We start from the raw sequence: 15,246 nt of genomic DNA on the forward strand, positions 1-15,246 counted from the left end.
CTCTTATATAAAGAAAGGAACGTTTAGTGGAATGCACTCATCAGTTTGCCGAGGATGATCCCGACGACGCCGAAGTCCGCATCACCAAAGGTAGTGGAGTTAGACAGCCCGCCCAACACTGACAGCAAGATTGCCGGCAGGAAGGAGATGATCAATCCGTTGACGAAGGCACCAACAATCGCGCCGCGACGTCCGCCGGTTGCGTTACCGTAAACGCCTGCGGTTGCGCCACAGAAGAAGTGCGGAACCAGTCCCGGTACGATGATGCTCAGTCCCAACATCGGGAAGAAGAACATGCAGATAAGACCGGCGCAGAAGCTGCTCAGGAAACCGATAATCACCGCGTTAGGGGCAAACGGGAACACGGTTGGGCAATCCAGCGCAGGTTTGGCGTCTTTTACCACTTTATCGGCGATACCTTTAAAGGCAGGGACGATTTCGGCAATAACCATGCGCACACCGGCTAAAATAATGTAAACACCGGCAGCAAAAGTAATGGCCTGAATAATGGCGAAGATAATGTAGTTCTGACCGCCGCTGACCTGGGTTTCGGTGAACTCTTTACCCGCAATCAGTACCAGCACAATAAACAGTATGGTCATGGTCAGCGCGATAGCGATTGAAGAATCATGCAAGAACTTCAGGTGTTTAGGCACCTTAAACTCTTCGGTCGAACGGCTGCCTTTACCAATCAGTTTACCCACCAGCGCCGCGCAGAAGTAACCGGTTGAACCAAAATGGCCCAGCGCGAAGTCGTCACTACCGGTAATTTTACGGGTAAATGGCTGCAACATAGCCGGTGATATCACCATCAGTGCGCCGAGGATCAGGGCGCCTGTGAGTATCAACGGGAATCCGCTCATCCCCCCAGTGGTCAGAATAACTGCCAACATAGCTGCCATATAAAGCGTATGGTGACCGGTCAGGAAGATATATTTCAGCGGCGTAATGCGGGCAAACAGAATATTGAACAGCATGCCCAATATCATGATCATTGCCGTTGAAGTACCAAAGTTCTTTTGTGCAATCGCCGATACTACATCGTTATTTGGCACGATGCCCTGAATATTAAAAGAGTGAACAAATAACTCACTGAAGCTGGTTAACGTCGTGGCAATAACGCCCGCACCAGCGATTAAAATCAGGAAACCCATGATAGTTTTCAGGGTGCCTGAAATAGTATCTGAGAAAGACTTTTTCTGTAGCAAGAGGCCAATTAATGAAAACAGGCCAACGAGTATTGCAGGCGTCCCTAGTACATCATTAATAATAAACGTGAGCATAAATGACTCCAAATAATCGGTAGTATTGTCCCTTTTGCCTTTCAAGCGCAGAGGGAAACTGGCCGCCCTGTGGCAGCCTGAAAGGTTTGGGGCTTATCGTTATAGGCTAGGTGTTATAGATTATTGGTCAGAATTTCTTTTATTTTGGCGTTATCCAGCAGGTTATTTAAACCAAATACTGTACGCTTACCGTCGTCCAGGCTGGCGATAATTTCGTTAGAACCAATATAGATATCAGCCGCTTCTGACTTGGCGGAGCTTAAGTCGGTATGGCTGACTTCGGCCTCTTTGCCCAGTTCTTTAATGATTTTTTTAACGTTCATTTCAACGATAAAGCTACTGCCTAAACCGTTACCGCAAACAATCAGGATCTTTTTCATATCACACCTTAAATTAGTATTTTTGGATAAGTGCATTTAGCGCCGGGTAGGTATCGGCTTTAATTAATGCCTGGAAGTCGTCTTCGTCACTAAACAACTCGGCCAGATGTGAAATCATTTCCAGATGCTCGTCGCCGTTGATGGCACAAAGCATAACAATCACATAAACCGGATCGTTTTCTTCAGACTCAAAGTGCACGCCCTCTTTGACATAGAGCAGAGAAAGCCCCGGTGTCACCACGCCCTCTTCTGGTCGTGCATGCGGCATCGCCAACCCTGGCGCAATCACGTAATAAGGTCCGAGCTTTTCATGGGAAGCAAAAATGGCGTTAACGTAGTCTGGGGTAATCGCCCCCGCCTGCAGTAACGGTGCCGCAGAAATACTCACGGCGTCGCGCCAGCCCTCGACGCGATCGACGATGTTTATTCTTTCCGGTGTAAGCCATTTAGCGAGCATGAGAACCTCAGTCAAATAATGTTTTCAGGAGTATATGTGAAGCATCCGTCTATTTTCTGTGATGAGAATCGCAAAAGCTGTTAGCGCTAACACGTAAAATGATAACACGATGTTAACGCTAACAATTATTTAGCCTATCGACTATAATTGGCCATAGGCGTAAAAAGGGAAAGGCACGCAGGCCGCGATTGCGCAACGAACGACAGAGGAATAAATGAAGGTAAAACAACGGCGAAACTCAGGTAAGAGTACTCTGGCTGATGTCGCGAAAATGACCGGCGTCAGTACCATGACCGTTTCCCGCGTGCTCCGAGAGCCAGAAAAAGTTTCGCCCCAAGTCAGAGAAAAAATTGAAGCCGCGATCAGCGAACTCGGCTACGTGCCCAATCTGGCGGCTAGCAATCTTGCGTCGTCAACCTCTCGCCTGGTGACCATGGTGGTGCCTTCAATGAGCACGCCCGGCTGCGCCCCGTTTTCGCAGGCACTGCACCGCGTACTCAAGCCGAAGGGTTATAACGTTATTTTGGCCGAAGACCATTACACCGCGGCCGACGAGTCAAAATTGATTGAAATGATGCTGTCATACAACCCGGCGGCGATGGTGATGTACCATTTTGACAGCACCGAAGAGAGCAATAATCTGCTGCTCAAGTCGACCATACCCGTGGTTCAGGTCGGTGGCACTATCATCGATCCTTTAGGGATTAACATCGGTTCCAACTACGGGCTGGCCATCAAGCAGCTGATCAATGCGCTGGCGCTGAAGGGATACCAAAATATTGCCCTGCTCTGTGCCGCACATGAACACCATATCGTGCAGCAAATTCTCAGCGGATGGCACTCCGCCATGCTTTCGCTAAACAAGTCGCCGCATCGGGTGGTCAGCTCGACACAGCCCCCTAATGCGCAACTCGGACAGAGTCTGCTGCCTGAAATATTGCTTAACTGGCCCGAGCTGGACTTGCTTATCTGTACGTCAGACGAGCTGGCAATGGGGGCGATTGCTGCCTGCCATAAGAAAGGTATCTCGGTTCCGGCCCAGTTGGCCGTCACCGGCCTGGGTGACAGCGATATAGCGCAGCTGTGCTCACCGGCGCTGACTACCGTCGCTATCCCATACAAGCAAATGGGCACCCAAACAGGTAAGCTGATTCTGGCGGCAGTCAATGGCGATGAGATTGAAGAGAGTGTGACGCTGCCTACGCAGGTGATGTTACGCGCCAGCACCGCGGTTCACTGACCACGGTGCGGGTAAGGTGTGACTAATCTAACTTACAGGCCCAGTGCTGTGAAATCCGACGCATCATGGCGCTCAGGAAGTTGCTTGTCCCCCCAAGTGCGGTTAACGATGCGCCCACGCGCCACCGCCGGACGGGCTTCAATTTCATCGGTCCAGCGCAGCAGGTTGGTGTAAGACTTGGCGTCAATAAATTCGGCGGCCTCATACAACAACCCCTTTACCAATGCGCCATACCAAGGCCAGATAGCGATATCTGCGATGCTGTACTCATCACCGGCAATAAAGCGATGCTTCGCCAACTGCTGATCGAGCAGGTCGAGCTGGCGCTTAGCTTCCATGGTAAAGCGGTTAATGGCGTACTCGATTTTAACCGGTGCGTAGTGATAGAAATGTCCAAAACCGCCGCCGACGTACGGCGCTGCGCCCTGCAACCAAAACAGCCAGTTCAGCGCTTCGGTACGCGCCGCGAGATCTTTAGGCAGGAAATGGCCAAATTTTTCGGCCAGATACAGCAGGATCGCTCCGGATTCAAATACGCGGATCGGTGAAGATCCGGAGTTATCGAGCAGCGCCGGGATCTTGGAGTTAGGGTTAACGTCTACAAAACCGGATGAGAACTGGTCGCCTTCGCTAATTTTAATTAAATATGCATCATACTCCGCACCGCTCACGCCCAACGCCAGCAGCTCTTCCAGCAGAATCGTGACCTTCTGACCGTTTGGCGTCCCCAATGAATAAAGCTGAATCGGGTGTTTGCCTACGGGCAGCGTTTTTTCATGCGTTGCGCCTGCAACAGGGCGATTAAGCTTGCCCCACGGGCCGCCGAGTTCATTGTCTAGCGTCCAGACCTTAGGTGGTTGATAACTCATGACACTTCCTCTGTATTTAATAGTATGAAGTTCTTGCCTGAAATCAGTGTAGACCAGGCCGGTTGCGGCGGATACTCACCCTGTGCTGTTGACCGACGCGTGATAATTCTCACACTTTACACATTCATTTTAAAAACGGGGTCACGGTGCAGTGAAAAATGCCCATGACGAACGCATGAATGTTAACCAAATGTTAACACAATGATCAATATAACTGATTATTTAACAATTACCGCAGGGCCTGATGAATGATTGGAGACCACTTTCAGTTTAATTTAACCTAAATTTAACAAAATAAATCACATAAATTAACAATCACGGATATTCATCACATTTCATTAACTTTTAAACAATGAGACGTTGAGACCTTTGATAATCTCGTGGTGTGGAAAAAATAACCACCCTACACATAACAAAGGTACAGCCATGAAATTTAACCTCGCATTAATCAATGCATGTGTAATTTCTGCATGCATGTTGATCTCAACGCCAAGCTTTGCCGCCAAACCTTACGATATTGCCGTGGTCGCTAAAGTCACCGGCATTCCGTGGTTCACCCGCATGGAAGTCGGTGTGAAAGAAGCCGCCACCAAATTAAACGTTAATGCCTATGAAGTGGGTGCATCAACGCCGGATCCTGCTCAGCAGGTAAAAGTTATCGAAGACTTGATCGCTAAAAAAGTCGACGCCATTATTGTGGTCCCCAACGATGCCAAAGTATTAGAGCCGGTTCTTAAAAAGGCCCGTGATGCCGGTATCGTCGTATTAACCAATGAATCTCCTGACCAGCGAATTGGTCAATGGGATATCGAAACTATCGACAGCCAGAAATATGCGCAAGCCAATATGGACGCCTTGGCAACCGCAATGGGCGGCAAAGGTGGTTATGCTATTTATGTTGGCTCACTGACCGTGCCATTACATAACGCCTGGGCGGATACCGCCATTAAATATCAAAAAGAAAAATATCCTGATATGCATGAAGTGACCTCACGCCTGCCGGTGGCCGAGAGCATCGATAAGTCTTACTCCACCACGCTTGATTTAATGAAGGCGCATCCGGACCTGAAAGGTATCATTGGTTTTGGTTCACTGGGCCCAATCGGTGCCGGTCAGGCAATCCAGCAGAAACGTGCCAAAGATAAAGTCGCCGTAGTGGGCATTGCCATGCCTGCGCAGGCCGCGCCATACCTGGCTCGCGGCGACATCAAAAAAGTGCTGCTGTGGGATCCGAAAGACGCCGGTTTTGCACTGGTGAGCCTGGCAGACCAAATGTTGCAGGGTAAACCTGTGACCAAAGACTTGACCATTGACGGACTGGGCAAAGCTGACGTGGATATGGATACGGGCGTGATTCGTTTTAATCGCATCCTTGAAGTTTCAGCCGATAACGCGAAAACCTTAGGTTTCTAAAATAAAAATAGACTCGCCGTAGTTTGAGATAGTTTTAAATGGATTTTAATAAATCAATTTAATTAGGTTACTTTAATATATCGGTGCGTAACCCGCACCGATATATCACCAGATGTGGTAAGGAAAATGTCGATGAACAGTTCTGCGACGCTTGATTCCAACGTGAGTCATTCCACTTCCCCGTCCGAGGCATTAATCAGCCTCGAACATATCAGTAAAAAATTCCCGGGTGTATTAGCGCTGGATAATGTCACACTGACCTTAAATAAGGGTGAGGTTCACTGCCTGGCCGGTCAAAATGGTTGCGGCAAAAGTACCATCATTAAAGTTATTTCCGGCGTTTACCAGCCAGAAAAAGGCGCGGCTATTATGCTGGACGGTAAGTTATTTAATTCACTGACGCCGCAGCTCTCCTCTTATTACGGAATTCAGGTTATTTATCAGGACTTGTCATTATTCCCTAATTTGTCGGTCGCCGAAAATATTGCTATTCATCGCTACCTCCCTGGCGGTGATTTTTGGGTGCATAAAGACGCGATGCGGCAAAAAGCGCTGGCGGCGATGAAACGCGTCGGCGTGGCTCTCGACCCCGATCGCAAAGTCGAAAAACTGTCGATTGCCGATCGTCAACTCGTGGCAATCTGTCGCGCTATCGCCGCCGATGCCAGCCTGGTGATTATGGATGAACCTACCGCCTCGCTGACCCGTACCGAAGTCAACGGCCTGCTGCGGGTGGTGAACGAACTGAAGGCTGCCAATATTTGCGTAGTTTTTGTCAGTCACCGCCTTGATGAAGTGATGGAAGTCGCCGACCGTATTAGCGTCATGCGCGACGGCAAACTGGTGGGCACCTATCCGGCCAGCGAACTCGACAGCAATGAACTGGCTTTTTTGATGACAGGGCAACGTTTTAGCTACAGCCATCTGCCGCAGCGCGCTCCCGCCGAGGTCACGCCGCTGTTGGAAGTCAGCCACCTGTCTCGCGCCGGTCAGTATCAGGATATTTCACTGTCGCTGCGTCAGGGGGAGATTACGTCGATAATCGGCCTGCTGGGCTCTGGGCGCACCGAGTTGTGCCTGAGCCTGTTTGGCATGACCAAACCGGACAGCGGCGAGATCCGCATTAATGGTAAAGCGGTAAGTTTTCGCAGCAACCGTGACGCTATTCGCAACGGCATCGCCTACGTTTCAGAGGACCGGCTGACGCAGGGGCTTATCATGGATCAGTCGATTTATGACAACACGCTGGTTTCCATCTTTAACAAACTGCAAAAACCCAGCGGCCTGATGAACCATCGCAAGGCTAAATCGGTGGTGAAAGACCTGATCCGTGACCTGAATATCAAAGTCTCCGACAGCGCGCTGCCGGTCAAAACCCTGTCAGGCGGTAATGCCCAGCGCATTGCTATCGCCAAATGGGTGGCTACCGAGCCGCATATTCTCATCCTCGATTCGCCGACCGTGGGCGTTGATATTGCGAATAAAGAAGGTATTTATCGCATTGCCCGTGACCTCGCCGAGTCTGGCATGGCGGTGTTAATGATTTGCGACGAAATTCCCGAAGCCTATTACAACAGCCACCGCGTGCTGGTGATGCGCAAAGGTGAACTGGTTGCTGAATTCTCGCCGCATCAGTGCAGCGAAGCGCAGATTGCAGAGGTGATCAATGCGTAATTATTTGCGTAAGGCCCTGTCTCAACATGAGTTCTGGCTGGGCGTGCTGGTATTGCTGCTGGCCATTGGCCTGAGCCTCAGCACCAAAGAGTTTTTGTCACTGGGTAACTTGACCGACGTCGCCACCAGCTACGCCATTCTCGGCATTTTAGCCTGCGGGCTGTTCGTCGTGCTGATCGCCGGCGGTATTGATATTTCGTTCCCAGCAATGACCTCAATAGGCCAATACGTGATGGCGAGCTATATCATTCATCACGGCGGCAGTTTCCCGGTCGCTTTTGCCATGGCCATGGGCGTCGGGTTACTGCTCGGGCTGGTCAACGGCTTTTTGGTCTACTGGCTGCGGGTGCCGGCGATTATCATCACCATCGCCACGCTGAATCTGTACTACGGACTGCTGGTTTATTTCACCAACGGTACCTGGCTTTATGGCTTCCCCGACTGGTTTATGAACGGCATTAACTGGTTCTCGTTTAAGGGTGCCGACGGATACGACTATGGCCTGACGCTGCCGCTGCTTAGCCTGCTCGGCGTGATTATCGCCACCGGCGTGCTGATGAACCGCACCCGTATTGGACGACAAATCTACGCGATGGGCAGCAACCGCGACGCCGCTTCACGTCTGGGCCTGAACATATTACGCCTGCATTTTTATGTCTATGGCTTTATGGGGCTGCTGGCGGGCATTGCGGCGGTCGTTCAGGCGCAAATCACCCAGTCCGTTGCGCCTAACTCACTGCTTGGCTTTGAACTGACGGTGCTGGCGGCGGTGGTACTGGGCGGAACCAGCATGACCGGCGGACGGGGTTCCTTAACCGGCACGATTCTGGGCGTAATGCTGCTGGCCTTCTTGCAGAACGGCCTGACGCTGCTCTCTATCTCCTCCTACTGGCACCAAGTATTCAGCGGCGCGATCATTCTGATCAGCATCAGCAGCACCGCGTGGAATGAAAAACGCAAACTGGCGAAGGGCATTTAACATGAGCACATTAACCCGTTTTATCCCCAGTGACAGAATCATCCGTTTGCAGCTGTTGATTATCGTCGCCGTCGCCCTGCTGTTCTCTTTCACTCTGGGCGGGCGTTTCTTTAGTCTTGGCAATTTTCAGTCTATTTCTTCACAGCTGCCAATTTTAGGCATGCTGGCGCTGGGAATGGGCATCACCATGTTAACTGGCGGTATCAATCTGTCGGTGATTGCCGGAGCCAACGCCTGCTCGCTGGTGATGGCGGCGATTTTGGTCGCGCATCCTAATGAGCCGCTGTTTTTTGCGCTGGCGATGCTTGCCGGGCTAGCGGTGGCGGTGGTGATTGGCCTACTTAACGGCTCGCTGATTGCCTATATCGGCGTTTCACCGATCCTCGCCTCGCTGGGCACCATGACCCTGATTGCTGGTCTGAATATTCTGCTGACCAACGGAACCGTTATCTCCGGTTTTCCGGCGGCCATTCAGTATCTGAGCAGCGGCAGTCTGTTGGGTATTCCTATCGCGCTGGTGCTGTTTTTGCTGGTGGCTTTTTTACTGTGGATAGTGCTCGAGCACACCACGCTAGGCCGCAGCCTGTATTTGATGGGTTCCAACGAGCAGGCAACGCGCTTCAGCGGTATCAGCACCCACCGCGTGACGCTGGTGGTATATGTCCTGTCGGCGCTGTTTGGCTGGGCGGCAGCGTTGCTAATGATGTCACAATTTAACTCGGCTAAAGCCGGTTACGGCGACTCGTACCTTCTGGTGACTATTTTAGCCTCGGTGTTGGGAGGAATTAATCCCGACGGCGGCTTTGGGCGAGTGATTGGCCTCGTACTGGCGCTGGTAGTGTTGCAGATGCTGGAAAGCGGCCTGAACCTGATGGGCGTCAGCAGCTATCTGACTATGGCACTGTGGGGCGGCGTACTCATCCTGTTTATTGCATTACAAAATCGTAAATCATAATCGACTTTAAAAGACATTGATTACAAAGAGATAAGGACCAAAACATGGCGAGTTATTTTATTGGCGTGGATGTAGGAACAGGCAGTGCTCGCGCAGGCGTGTTTGATTTAAAAGGACATATGGTCAGTCAGGCCAGCCGCGACATCACCTTATATCGTCCGAAAGCCGATTTTGTTGAACAATCCTCTGACGAAATTTGGGCCGCGGTGTGCAACGCGGTTAAAGATGCGATGAATCAGGCCGATATCAACCCGATTCAGGTTAAAGGCATGGGCTTTGATGCAACCTGTTCGCTGGTCGTGCTCGACAAAGAGGGCAAACCGTTAACGGTGAGTCCTTCGGGCCGCAGCGAGCAAAATATCATTGTCTGGATGGATCACCGCGCCATCACTCAGGCCGAAAGAATTAACGCCACCGGGCATCGCGTGCTGGAATTCGTCGGCGGTATTATTTCACCTGAGATGCAGACGCCGAAGCTGCTGTGGCTCAAGCAGCACATGCCAACAACCTGGAACAACGTTGGGCATCTGTTTGATTTACCAGACTTCCTGACTTGGCGCGCCACACAGGACACCGCCCGCTCGCTGTGTTCGACCGTCTGTAAATGGACCTATGTCGGTCACGAAGACCGTTGGGACACCAGCTATTTCAAGCAGATCGGACTGGAGGATTTGCTGGAGAACAACGCGGCAAAAATTGGTAGCGAAGTGAAAACCATGGGTCAGCCGCTGGGGCACGGTTTAACGCCGCGCGCCGCACGTGAGCTGGGCCTGATGCCGGGTACGGCGGTCAGCGTCTCGATTATCGATGCCCACGCGGGTAGCCTCGGCATTCTTGGGGCCTCCGGCGCATCGGGCGAGACCGCCGATTTTGACCATCGCATTGCACTCATCGGCGGCACCTCAACGGCGCACATGGCAATGTCGCGATCCGCTCGCTATATCGGCGGCATATGGGGTCCGTACTTTTCCGCGCTGCTCCCCGATTACTGGCTCAACGAAGGCGGTCAATCGACCACGGGTGCGCTGATAGACCATGTCATTCAATCACATCCATGCTATGCCAGCCTGCTGCAACAGAGCAAAGATCGCGGCAAAACGATTTATGAAACCCTTAATACGCTGCTGCGTGAAATGGCCGGTGAACCTGAGAATATTGCTTTTCTGACCAAAGATATTCACATGCTGCCCTACTTCCACGGCAACCGTTCGCCTCGCGCTAACCCAACATTAACCGGTACCCTGACCGGGCTAAAACTGTCGCGCACGCCGGAGGACATGGCGCTGCACTATTTAGCCACTATTCAGGCGTTGGCGCTGGGCACGCGGCATATTATTGAGACCATGAACCAGAGCGGTTATGCCATTGACACCATGATGGCCAGCGGCGGCGGCACCAAAAATCCGGTGTTTGTACAAGAACATTCCAATGCCACCGGCTGCGCCATGCTGCTGCCGGAAGAGAGCGAAGCCATGCTGCTCGGCAGCGCAATGATGGGCACCGTGGCCGCAGGTGTTTATGAGTCACTGCCGGAGGCAATGGCCGCCATGAGCCGCATCGGCAAGACGGTGACGCCGCAAACCAATAAGATAAAAGAGTATTACGACCGAAAATATAAGGTGTTTCACGCGCTTTATGACGACCACATGAAGTATCGACGTCTGATGAAGGGGGAAGATATCTAGCGAAGGCAATCTTGTGGTGGCGGCTCTTTTAGGGCCGCCTCTCTTTTTTTTACAGGATGACGTCGTACTGCTGACGGCTAACGTCACTGAATCCTGCGATCAGATTTGCGCGGCACACCTGCTGATACTGAGGACTGGAGACTAATTGGTGCAGCGCGCTTCTCAACGCCGCCAACTGACTGGCGGACGTTTGGGGTCCGGTAATCAGCGGCAAACCGGGGGTTAACGGCGTTTCCCCGATTATTTTCAACTGCGTCAACGTCTGCGGCTGATGTTTTTTCAACAGCGCAAAGGTGACACAGTCAATGGCGGCAATATCGGCCTCTTTCTGCTGTAACGCCAGCAACGACTGCCGATGACTGCCGCTAAAAATAACCTCACGGAAAAAGCAGCCCTCTTTACTCAGCGGCTCAACCATTTTACGCAGGGCATTATAGCCCGACTGAGAATCATCACTATTACACACTGCGGTGCGCTGCCTGAAATCGGCCAGATGTGCGCCTAACTCTTTTTGGCGTGCCACTAAAAAACTGCGGTAGCTTATCCCCTCACAGCCTGGAGCAGCATAGTGAAAACACCCCACCGGCTGTACGTCTGGGAGGCGAGTCACCAGCGGATAACCACAGGTTTGGCTGAGCAACAGCTGCGGCTGAAGCCAGTGCTCAAGCAAATTGTCAGGCCAATGCAGCTCTCGATTTTGTAATATCGTGCCCTGCTCGAGCAAAATTTTGCGCAGCGCTGACCACAGCGCCTCTACGTCGGGCGGGTTTACGGCATACATCGGCAGTGAAATAGCGTTATTCATGATTATCGGCTTCCTTGCTGAGAGAGGTTTGGCCCGGATGCGCCTTAACGTCTACAGAACGGAATAAAAATCTCCGCAGCCATTCTCGGTATCCTCCCACCAGAAATCCCTGATTGAGCTGAAGATAGCCGTCACGATACTGCATGTAGATTTTACGCAACCCGTACCACGGCACGCCCGGAAGATTGTGATGTACCGAGTGATAATTCAGATTAAGAAAAAGTAATCGCCAAAACAAGGACGCTTCGTTAATAGCCGATCTCGCCTGCGGGTCATCTGCGGCTTTGTGCTCCAGAAAAGAGCGAATCTTGGTCAGGCTCAACGCCGGATAACTCACCGCCAACAGGAAATAGAGAATAGAAAATCCCACGTGGTGCATCCACGCAAATACCGCCACCAGCAGCACGCCGTGAATCAACCACATCGTCATTGCCTTGAGGTCAACGCGGCGAAAGGCTTTCAGCATACTGGCGAACGTTTGCACAATATCGATAGCCGGTCCGAGCACAACTCTTCCTGGGAAAGTATTGCGGATACTAATAATCCGACGCTGTAACGGTGAAAATCTGCGCCAGCGCGCCGGAGAGAAATAATAGGTTTCGGGATCTTCATCAGGAAACGTCAAATGCTGATCGCGATGATGCTGTAAATGCGAATCGCGGTACAAACCATAGGGATACCAGACGGCCAGCGGCATTAACCCCAACATCTGATTAAATAACGGCGAACGGGTGGGATGGCCGTGAATTAACTCATGCTGCAAAGACATATACCAAGTGGTAAACCAAATCAGTAGCAGGGTAGCGGGAATAAGCCCCAGCGTTTGCCAATGGGCGAGCGTCGCAAACCAGCCCGTATAAATAACCACCACCAGTGTCCAGGTAGGAAGTTCACTGCGCCAAAGCCAGGATTGGGATAAATGACGGATGTAATCTCTTTGCTGCGGATGCAAATAATGGGCGCTCTTTTTACCACTCACTCTGGGCGTTACCTGCCTGGCGTTAAAGAGGGAAAAATGCAGTTTTTGTGCAGTAATAACAACAAACTTAAAACGCATTGCTTATGCCACAAATAGATATTGCGGTGGCCTGTATGAAAGCGATGCCGTAGTGTATTAAGGATCAATAGAATCATTATAAAGGGACTTATGATCCAGCTACTCACCCCCCGCTTAACACTTACCAGGCTCTGCGAAAGTGACTGGCCGTTCTTTCTGCAGATGCGCAAAAACCCACAACTGATGAAATACATCGCCGATATTGGCTCTGACGAAGACGACCGAACGCGGTTTGAGAGTCGATTACACGATTGGCAGCCTGGCTCTGTGCACGCCCTCGATTTCATCATCAGAGACCGTTTAACGTCGATGCCGCTCGGCAATATCGGCTTTAAGCCCGTAGAGGGAGAGGTTTCAGAGGTTGAAGTCGGCTATACACTGATTCAACAGGCCCAGAGAAAAGGCTACGCCAGCGAAGCACTCAAGGCAGTGATAAATTTTGCATTCAGCAACACTATTATTACCTCACTGCGAGCCGCCGTATTGGCGGGCAACTCAGGCTCCAGCAAACTACTGGAAAATAACGGGTTCAGTCTGAGTGAAGTCATCAAAGACGGGTTTTTTATCAACGGCGAATATCACGATGATCTTATCTATAATTTAAGGAAATGCTGAATCTTAGCCCGCAAAGTTGCAAAGCCGTAACTTCACTCTATAGTTCGTGAACAAAAATAAAGTTTCAGGGGAAACAAATGCGCGTAAATGGGTTATCGAAGGGATTTTTTATCCTGATACTTTTCATTGTCACCATGGCATTTATGGACGTACTTCAGCCGTACTATTCGTCCGTGCTGTGGGCGGCTATTCTGGCGATTATCTTCCATCCAATGAAAACCAAAATCAGGCACTCTCTGGGTGACAAGAACGGTATTGCGTCTTTACTGACGTTGCTGGTTATCTGCCTGATCGTGTTCACGCCGCTGGCTATTATTGCCTCGTCGCTGGCGATTGAATTCAACGTGGTTTATACCAAACTGCAGCATAACAATACGCAGTTGCCGACCATTATTGCCGATGTTATTCAGCATCTGCCGGTGTGGGCGCAGCATTCATTGGCCGAATACAATCTTGACAGCGCCTCGGGTATTCAAGAGAAGCTCTCAGGATTTGCGCTAAAAGGCAGTCAGTATCTGGCAGGCAGCGTGTTCCTCATCGGTAAAGGCACGTTCAGCTTTGTTGTAGGCTTCGGCATCATGCTGTATTTGCTGTTCTTCCTGCTTAAAGACGGGGCGTATCTGGTGAACCTGATCCTCGAAGCACTGCCACTGTCTAAACACGTTAAACATCATCTGTTCCTTAAATTCGCCGCCGTATCCCGCGCGACAGTTAAAGGCACTGTGGTGGTGGCACTGGTTCAGGGTGCACTGGGTGGACTGGCGTTCTGGATAACCGGTATCGATGGCGTTCTGCTGTGGGGCGCGCTGATGGCCTTTCTGTCACTTATCCCCGCCGTGGGCTCGGCGATTATCTGGGTACCGGCCGCTATCTTCTTCTTTGCCTCCAGCATGCTGTGGCAGGGTATTTTCATTGTCGTATTCTTCGTGGTGGTTATCGGACTGGTAGATAATATTCTACGTCCACTGCTGGTGGGTAAAGACACCAAGATGCCTGATTACCTGATTCTTATCGCCACGCTGGGCGGTATGGAAGTTTACGGCATTAATGGCTTCGTGATTGGCCCATTGATTGCCGCACTGTTTATTGCCTGCTGGAACATCCTTTCCGGCCGCGATAATCAGGGCAATATTGAAGAGATTAATGAAGAGTTTATCGAAGACGGTAAAGCACCGCCTGAGGGCTGAGCATTGAGTCGTTAGAGATTGAGGCCCTGGTATTGAAAAATATCAGGGCCTTTTTATTTGCTGCACGGAGGTAAGGGCAATGGCCTTATCGTGGGCAGGTCGGTAATTTCGACGGATTTCCCGGCGCACAGTTTGGCTGTTGCGGCTGAGTCGGGTCTATCGGTTGTCCCGGCTGCGTAGGTTGTGTCGGCTGCGTGGGTTGAATCGGTTGGGGCGGCTGCTGGGGCTGCGGCGGCTGTCCCGGCTGCCTTGGCTGGGCGGGCTGCGAAGGTTGGCTCGCATAAGACCCTAGCGATAATCCCAGCAGAGATGACAGCAGGATGATGCTCAATATTCTTTTCATAACGCCTCGAAGAGTGACTTTCATTAAATCTGTTATAAAAATATTATAGCGCCCTCTCCTTTATCCATGCAGCCTCTTGGGACGAAGGCGGTTTTTTGCGCGACTGCCTATGGTTACCACGTTTAGCTCACATTTAATAAAAAGAACAGTGGAAACTGATCCTTAACGGGTTTAGTTTATTGCGACAATTCATGTTGCTGAAGCTCGTGATAAAAAAATCTATATTTATAAATAATGTAGACTTTTCCTGCTAGGTTGAATGGCTTTTTATTGCAGCGCAACGATGTTATTCGATGGACAAAAC

15 protein-coding genes are annotated in these 15,246 nt (G+C 51.0%); 8 read left to right on the forward strand and 7 right to left on the reverse strand.

Annotated features, from left to right (window positions below):
- Window positions 1–23: 23 nt before the first annotated feature.
- The 3 genes from BS639_RS09515 to BS639_RS09525 form a co-directional block, all read right to left on the reverse strand.
- Window positions 24–1,283 carry a PTS ascorbate transporter subunit IIC gene (locus BS639_RS09515; RefSeq protein ID WP_055772813.1) on the reverse strand — a complete coding sequence of 420 codons (1,260 nt, stop codon included), beginning with the start codon at window positions 1,281–1,283 and terminating at the stop codon, window positions 24–26.
- Window positions 1,284–1,396: 113 nt separating this feature from the next.
- A complete protein-coding gene (locus BS639_RS09520) occupies window positions 1,397–1,663 on the reverse strand; it encodes a PTS sugar transporter subunit IIB (protein WP_055772809.1) in 267 nt (88 codons plus the stop codon).
- Window positions 1,664–1,676: 13 nt separating this feature from the next.
- Window positions 1,677–2,120: a PTS sugar transporter subunit IIA gene (locus BS639_RS09525; protein ID WP_055772806.1), complete on the reverse strand. Its 444-nt coding sequence runs from the start codon at window positions 2,118–2,120 to the stop codon at window positions 1,677–1,679.
- Window positions 2,121–2,334: 214 nt separating this feature from the next.
- Here BS639_RS09525 and BS639_RS09530 point away from each other — a divergent pair, with 214 nt between their 5' ends.
- Window positions 2,335–3,360 (forward strand): LacI family DNA-binding transcriptional regulator, encoded by a 1,026-nt coding sequence (locus tag BS639_RS09530; protein WP_055772803.1) that lies wholly within the window; start codon window positions 2,335–2,337, stop codon window positions 3,358–3,360.
- 32 nt (window positions 3,361–3,392) lie between these two features.
- Here BS639_RS09530 and yghU read toward each other — a convergent pair whose 3' ends face one another.
- A complete protein-coding gene (gene yghU / locus BS639_RS09535; protein ID WP_084982961.1) occupies window positions 3,393–4,229 on the reverse strand; it encodes a glutathione-dependent disulfide-bond oxidoreductase in 837 nt (278 codons plus the stop codon).
- 426 nt (window positions 4,230–4,655) lie between these two features.
- On the opposite strand from yghU, the gene BS639_RS09540 reads away from it, so the two are divergent.
- From BS639_RS09540 to BS639_RS09560, 5 genes are all read left to right on the forward strand, one after another.
- A complete protein-coding gene (locus BS639_RS09540; RefSeq protein ID WP_055772797.1) occupies window positions 4,656–5,642 on the forward strand; it encodes an autoinducer 2 ABC transporter substrate-binding protein in 987 nt (328 codons plus the stop codon).
- 132 nt (window positions 5,643–5,774) lie between these two features.
- Window positions 5,775–7,316 carry a sugar ABC transporter ATP-binding protein gene (locus BS639_RS09545; RefSeq protein ID WP_055772795.1) on the forward strand — a complete coding sequence of 514 codons (1,542 nt, stop codon included), beginning with the start codon at window positions 5,775–5,777 and terminating at the stop codon, window positions 7,314–7,316.
- On the forward strand, window positions 7,309–8,295 hold the full coding sequence (locus tag BS639_RS09550; protein WP_055772792.1) for an ABC transporter permease: 987 nt from the start codon (window positions 7,309–7,311) through the stop codon (window positions 8,293–8,295). The genes BS639_RS09545 and BS639_RS09550 overlap by 8 nt, the downstream gene beginning before the upstream one ends.
- Before the next feature lies 1 nt (window position 8,296).
- Window positions 8,297–9,250 (forward strand): ABC transporter permease, encoded by a 954-nt coding sequence (locus tag BS639_RS09555; RefSeq protein ID WP_055772788.1) that lies wholly within the window; start codon window positions 8,297–8,299, stop codon window positions 9,248–9,250.
- Between the two features lie 44 nt (window positions 9,251–9,294).
- On the forward strand, window positions 9,295–10,935 hold the full coding sequence (locus tag BS639_RS09560; protein ID WP_055772783.1) for an FGGY-family carbohydrate kinase: 1,641 nt from the start codon (window positions 9,295–9,297) through the stop codon (window positions 10,933–10,935).
- A 49-nt stretch (window positions 10,936–10,984) separates the two neighbouring features.
- Here BS639_RS09560 and BS639_RS09565 read toward each other — a convergent pair whose 3' ends face one another.
- Window positions 10,985–11,740: a phosphate/phosphite/phosphonate ABC transporter substrate-binding protein gene (locus BS639_RS09565; protein WP_084982962.1), complete on the reverse strand. Its 756-nt coding sequence runs from the start codon at window positions 11,738–11,740 to the stop codon at window positions 10,985–10,987.
- Window positions 11,733–12,719 (reverse strand): fatty acid desaturase, encoded by a 987-nt coding sequence (locus BS639_RS09570; RefSeq protein WP_233427650.1) that lies wholly within the window; start codon window positions 12,717–12,719, stop codon window positions 11,733–11,735. Before BS639_RS09570 ends, BS639_RS09565 begins: the two co-directional genes overlap by 8 nt.
- A 168-nt stretch (window positions 12,720–12,887) precedes the next feature.
- On the opposite strand from BS639_RS09570, the gene BS639_RS09575 reads away from it, so the two are divergent.
- Both BS639_RS09575 and BS639_RS09580 read left to right on the forward strand, forming a co-directional pair.
- Complete coding sequence (locus BS639_RS09575) at window positions 12,888–13,412, forward strand: GNAT family N-acetyltransferase (RefSeq protein ID WP_084982964.1); 525 nt, start codon at window positions 12,888–12,890, stop codon at window positions 13,410–13,412.
- Window positions 13,413–13,489: 77 nt separating this feature from the next.
- The gene (locus BS639_RS09580) at window positions 13,490–14,599 is read left to right on the forward strand and encodes an AI-2E family transporter (RefSeq protein WP_055772774.1); all 1,110 of its coding nucleotides are present in this window, start codon (window positions 13,490–13,492) and stop codon (window positions 14,597–14,599) included.
- Between the two features lie 85 nt (window positions 14,600–14,684).
- Here BS639_RS09580 and BS639_RS24905 read toward each other — a convergent pair whose 3' ends face one another.
- Window positions 14,685–14,942, reverse strand: coding sequence for a hypothetical protein (locus tag BS639_RS24905; RefSeq protein WP_158086930.1), 258 nt, complete (start codon window positions 14,940–14,942; stop codon window positions 14,685–14,687).
- Between the last annotated feature and the right edge of the window lie 304 nt (window positions 14,943–15,246).

Source organism: Rouxiella silvae (assembly GCF_002093625.1).
Taxonomy (GTDB): domain Bacteria; phylum Pseudomonadota; class Gammaproteobacteria; order Enterobacterales; family Enterobacteriaceae; genus Rouxiella; species Rouxiella silvae.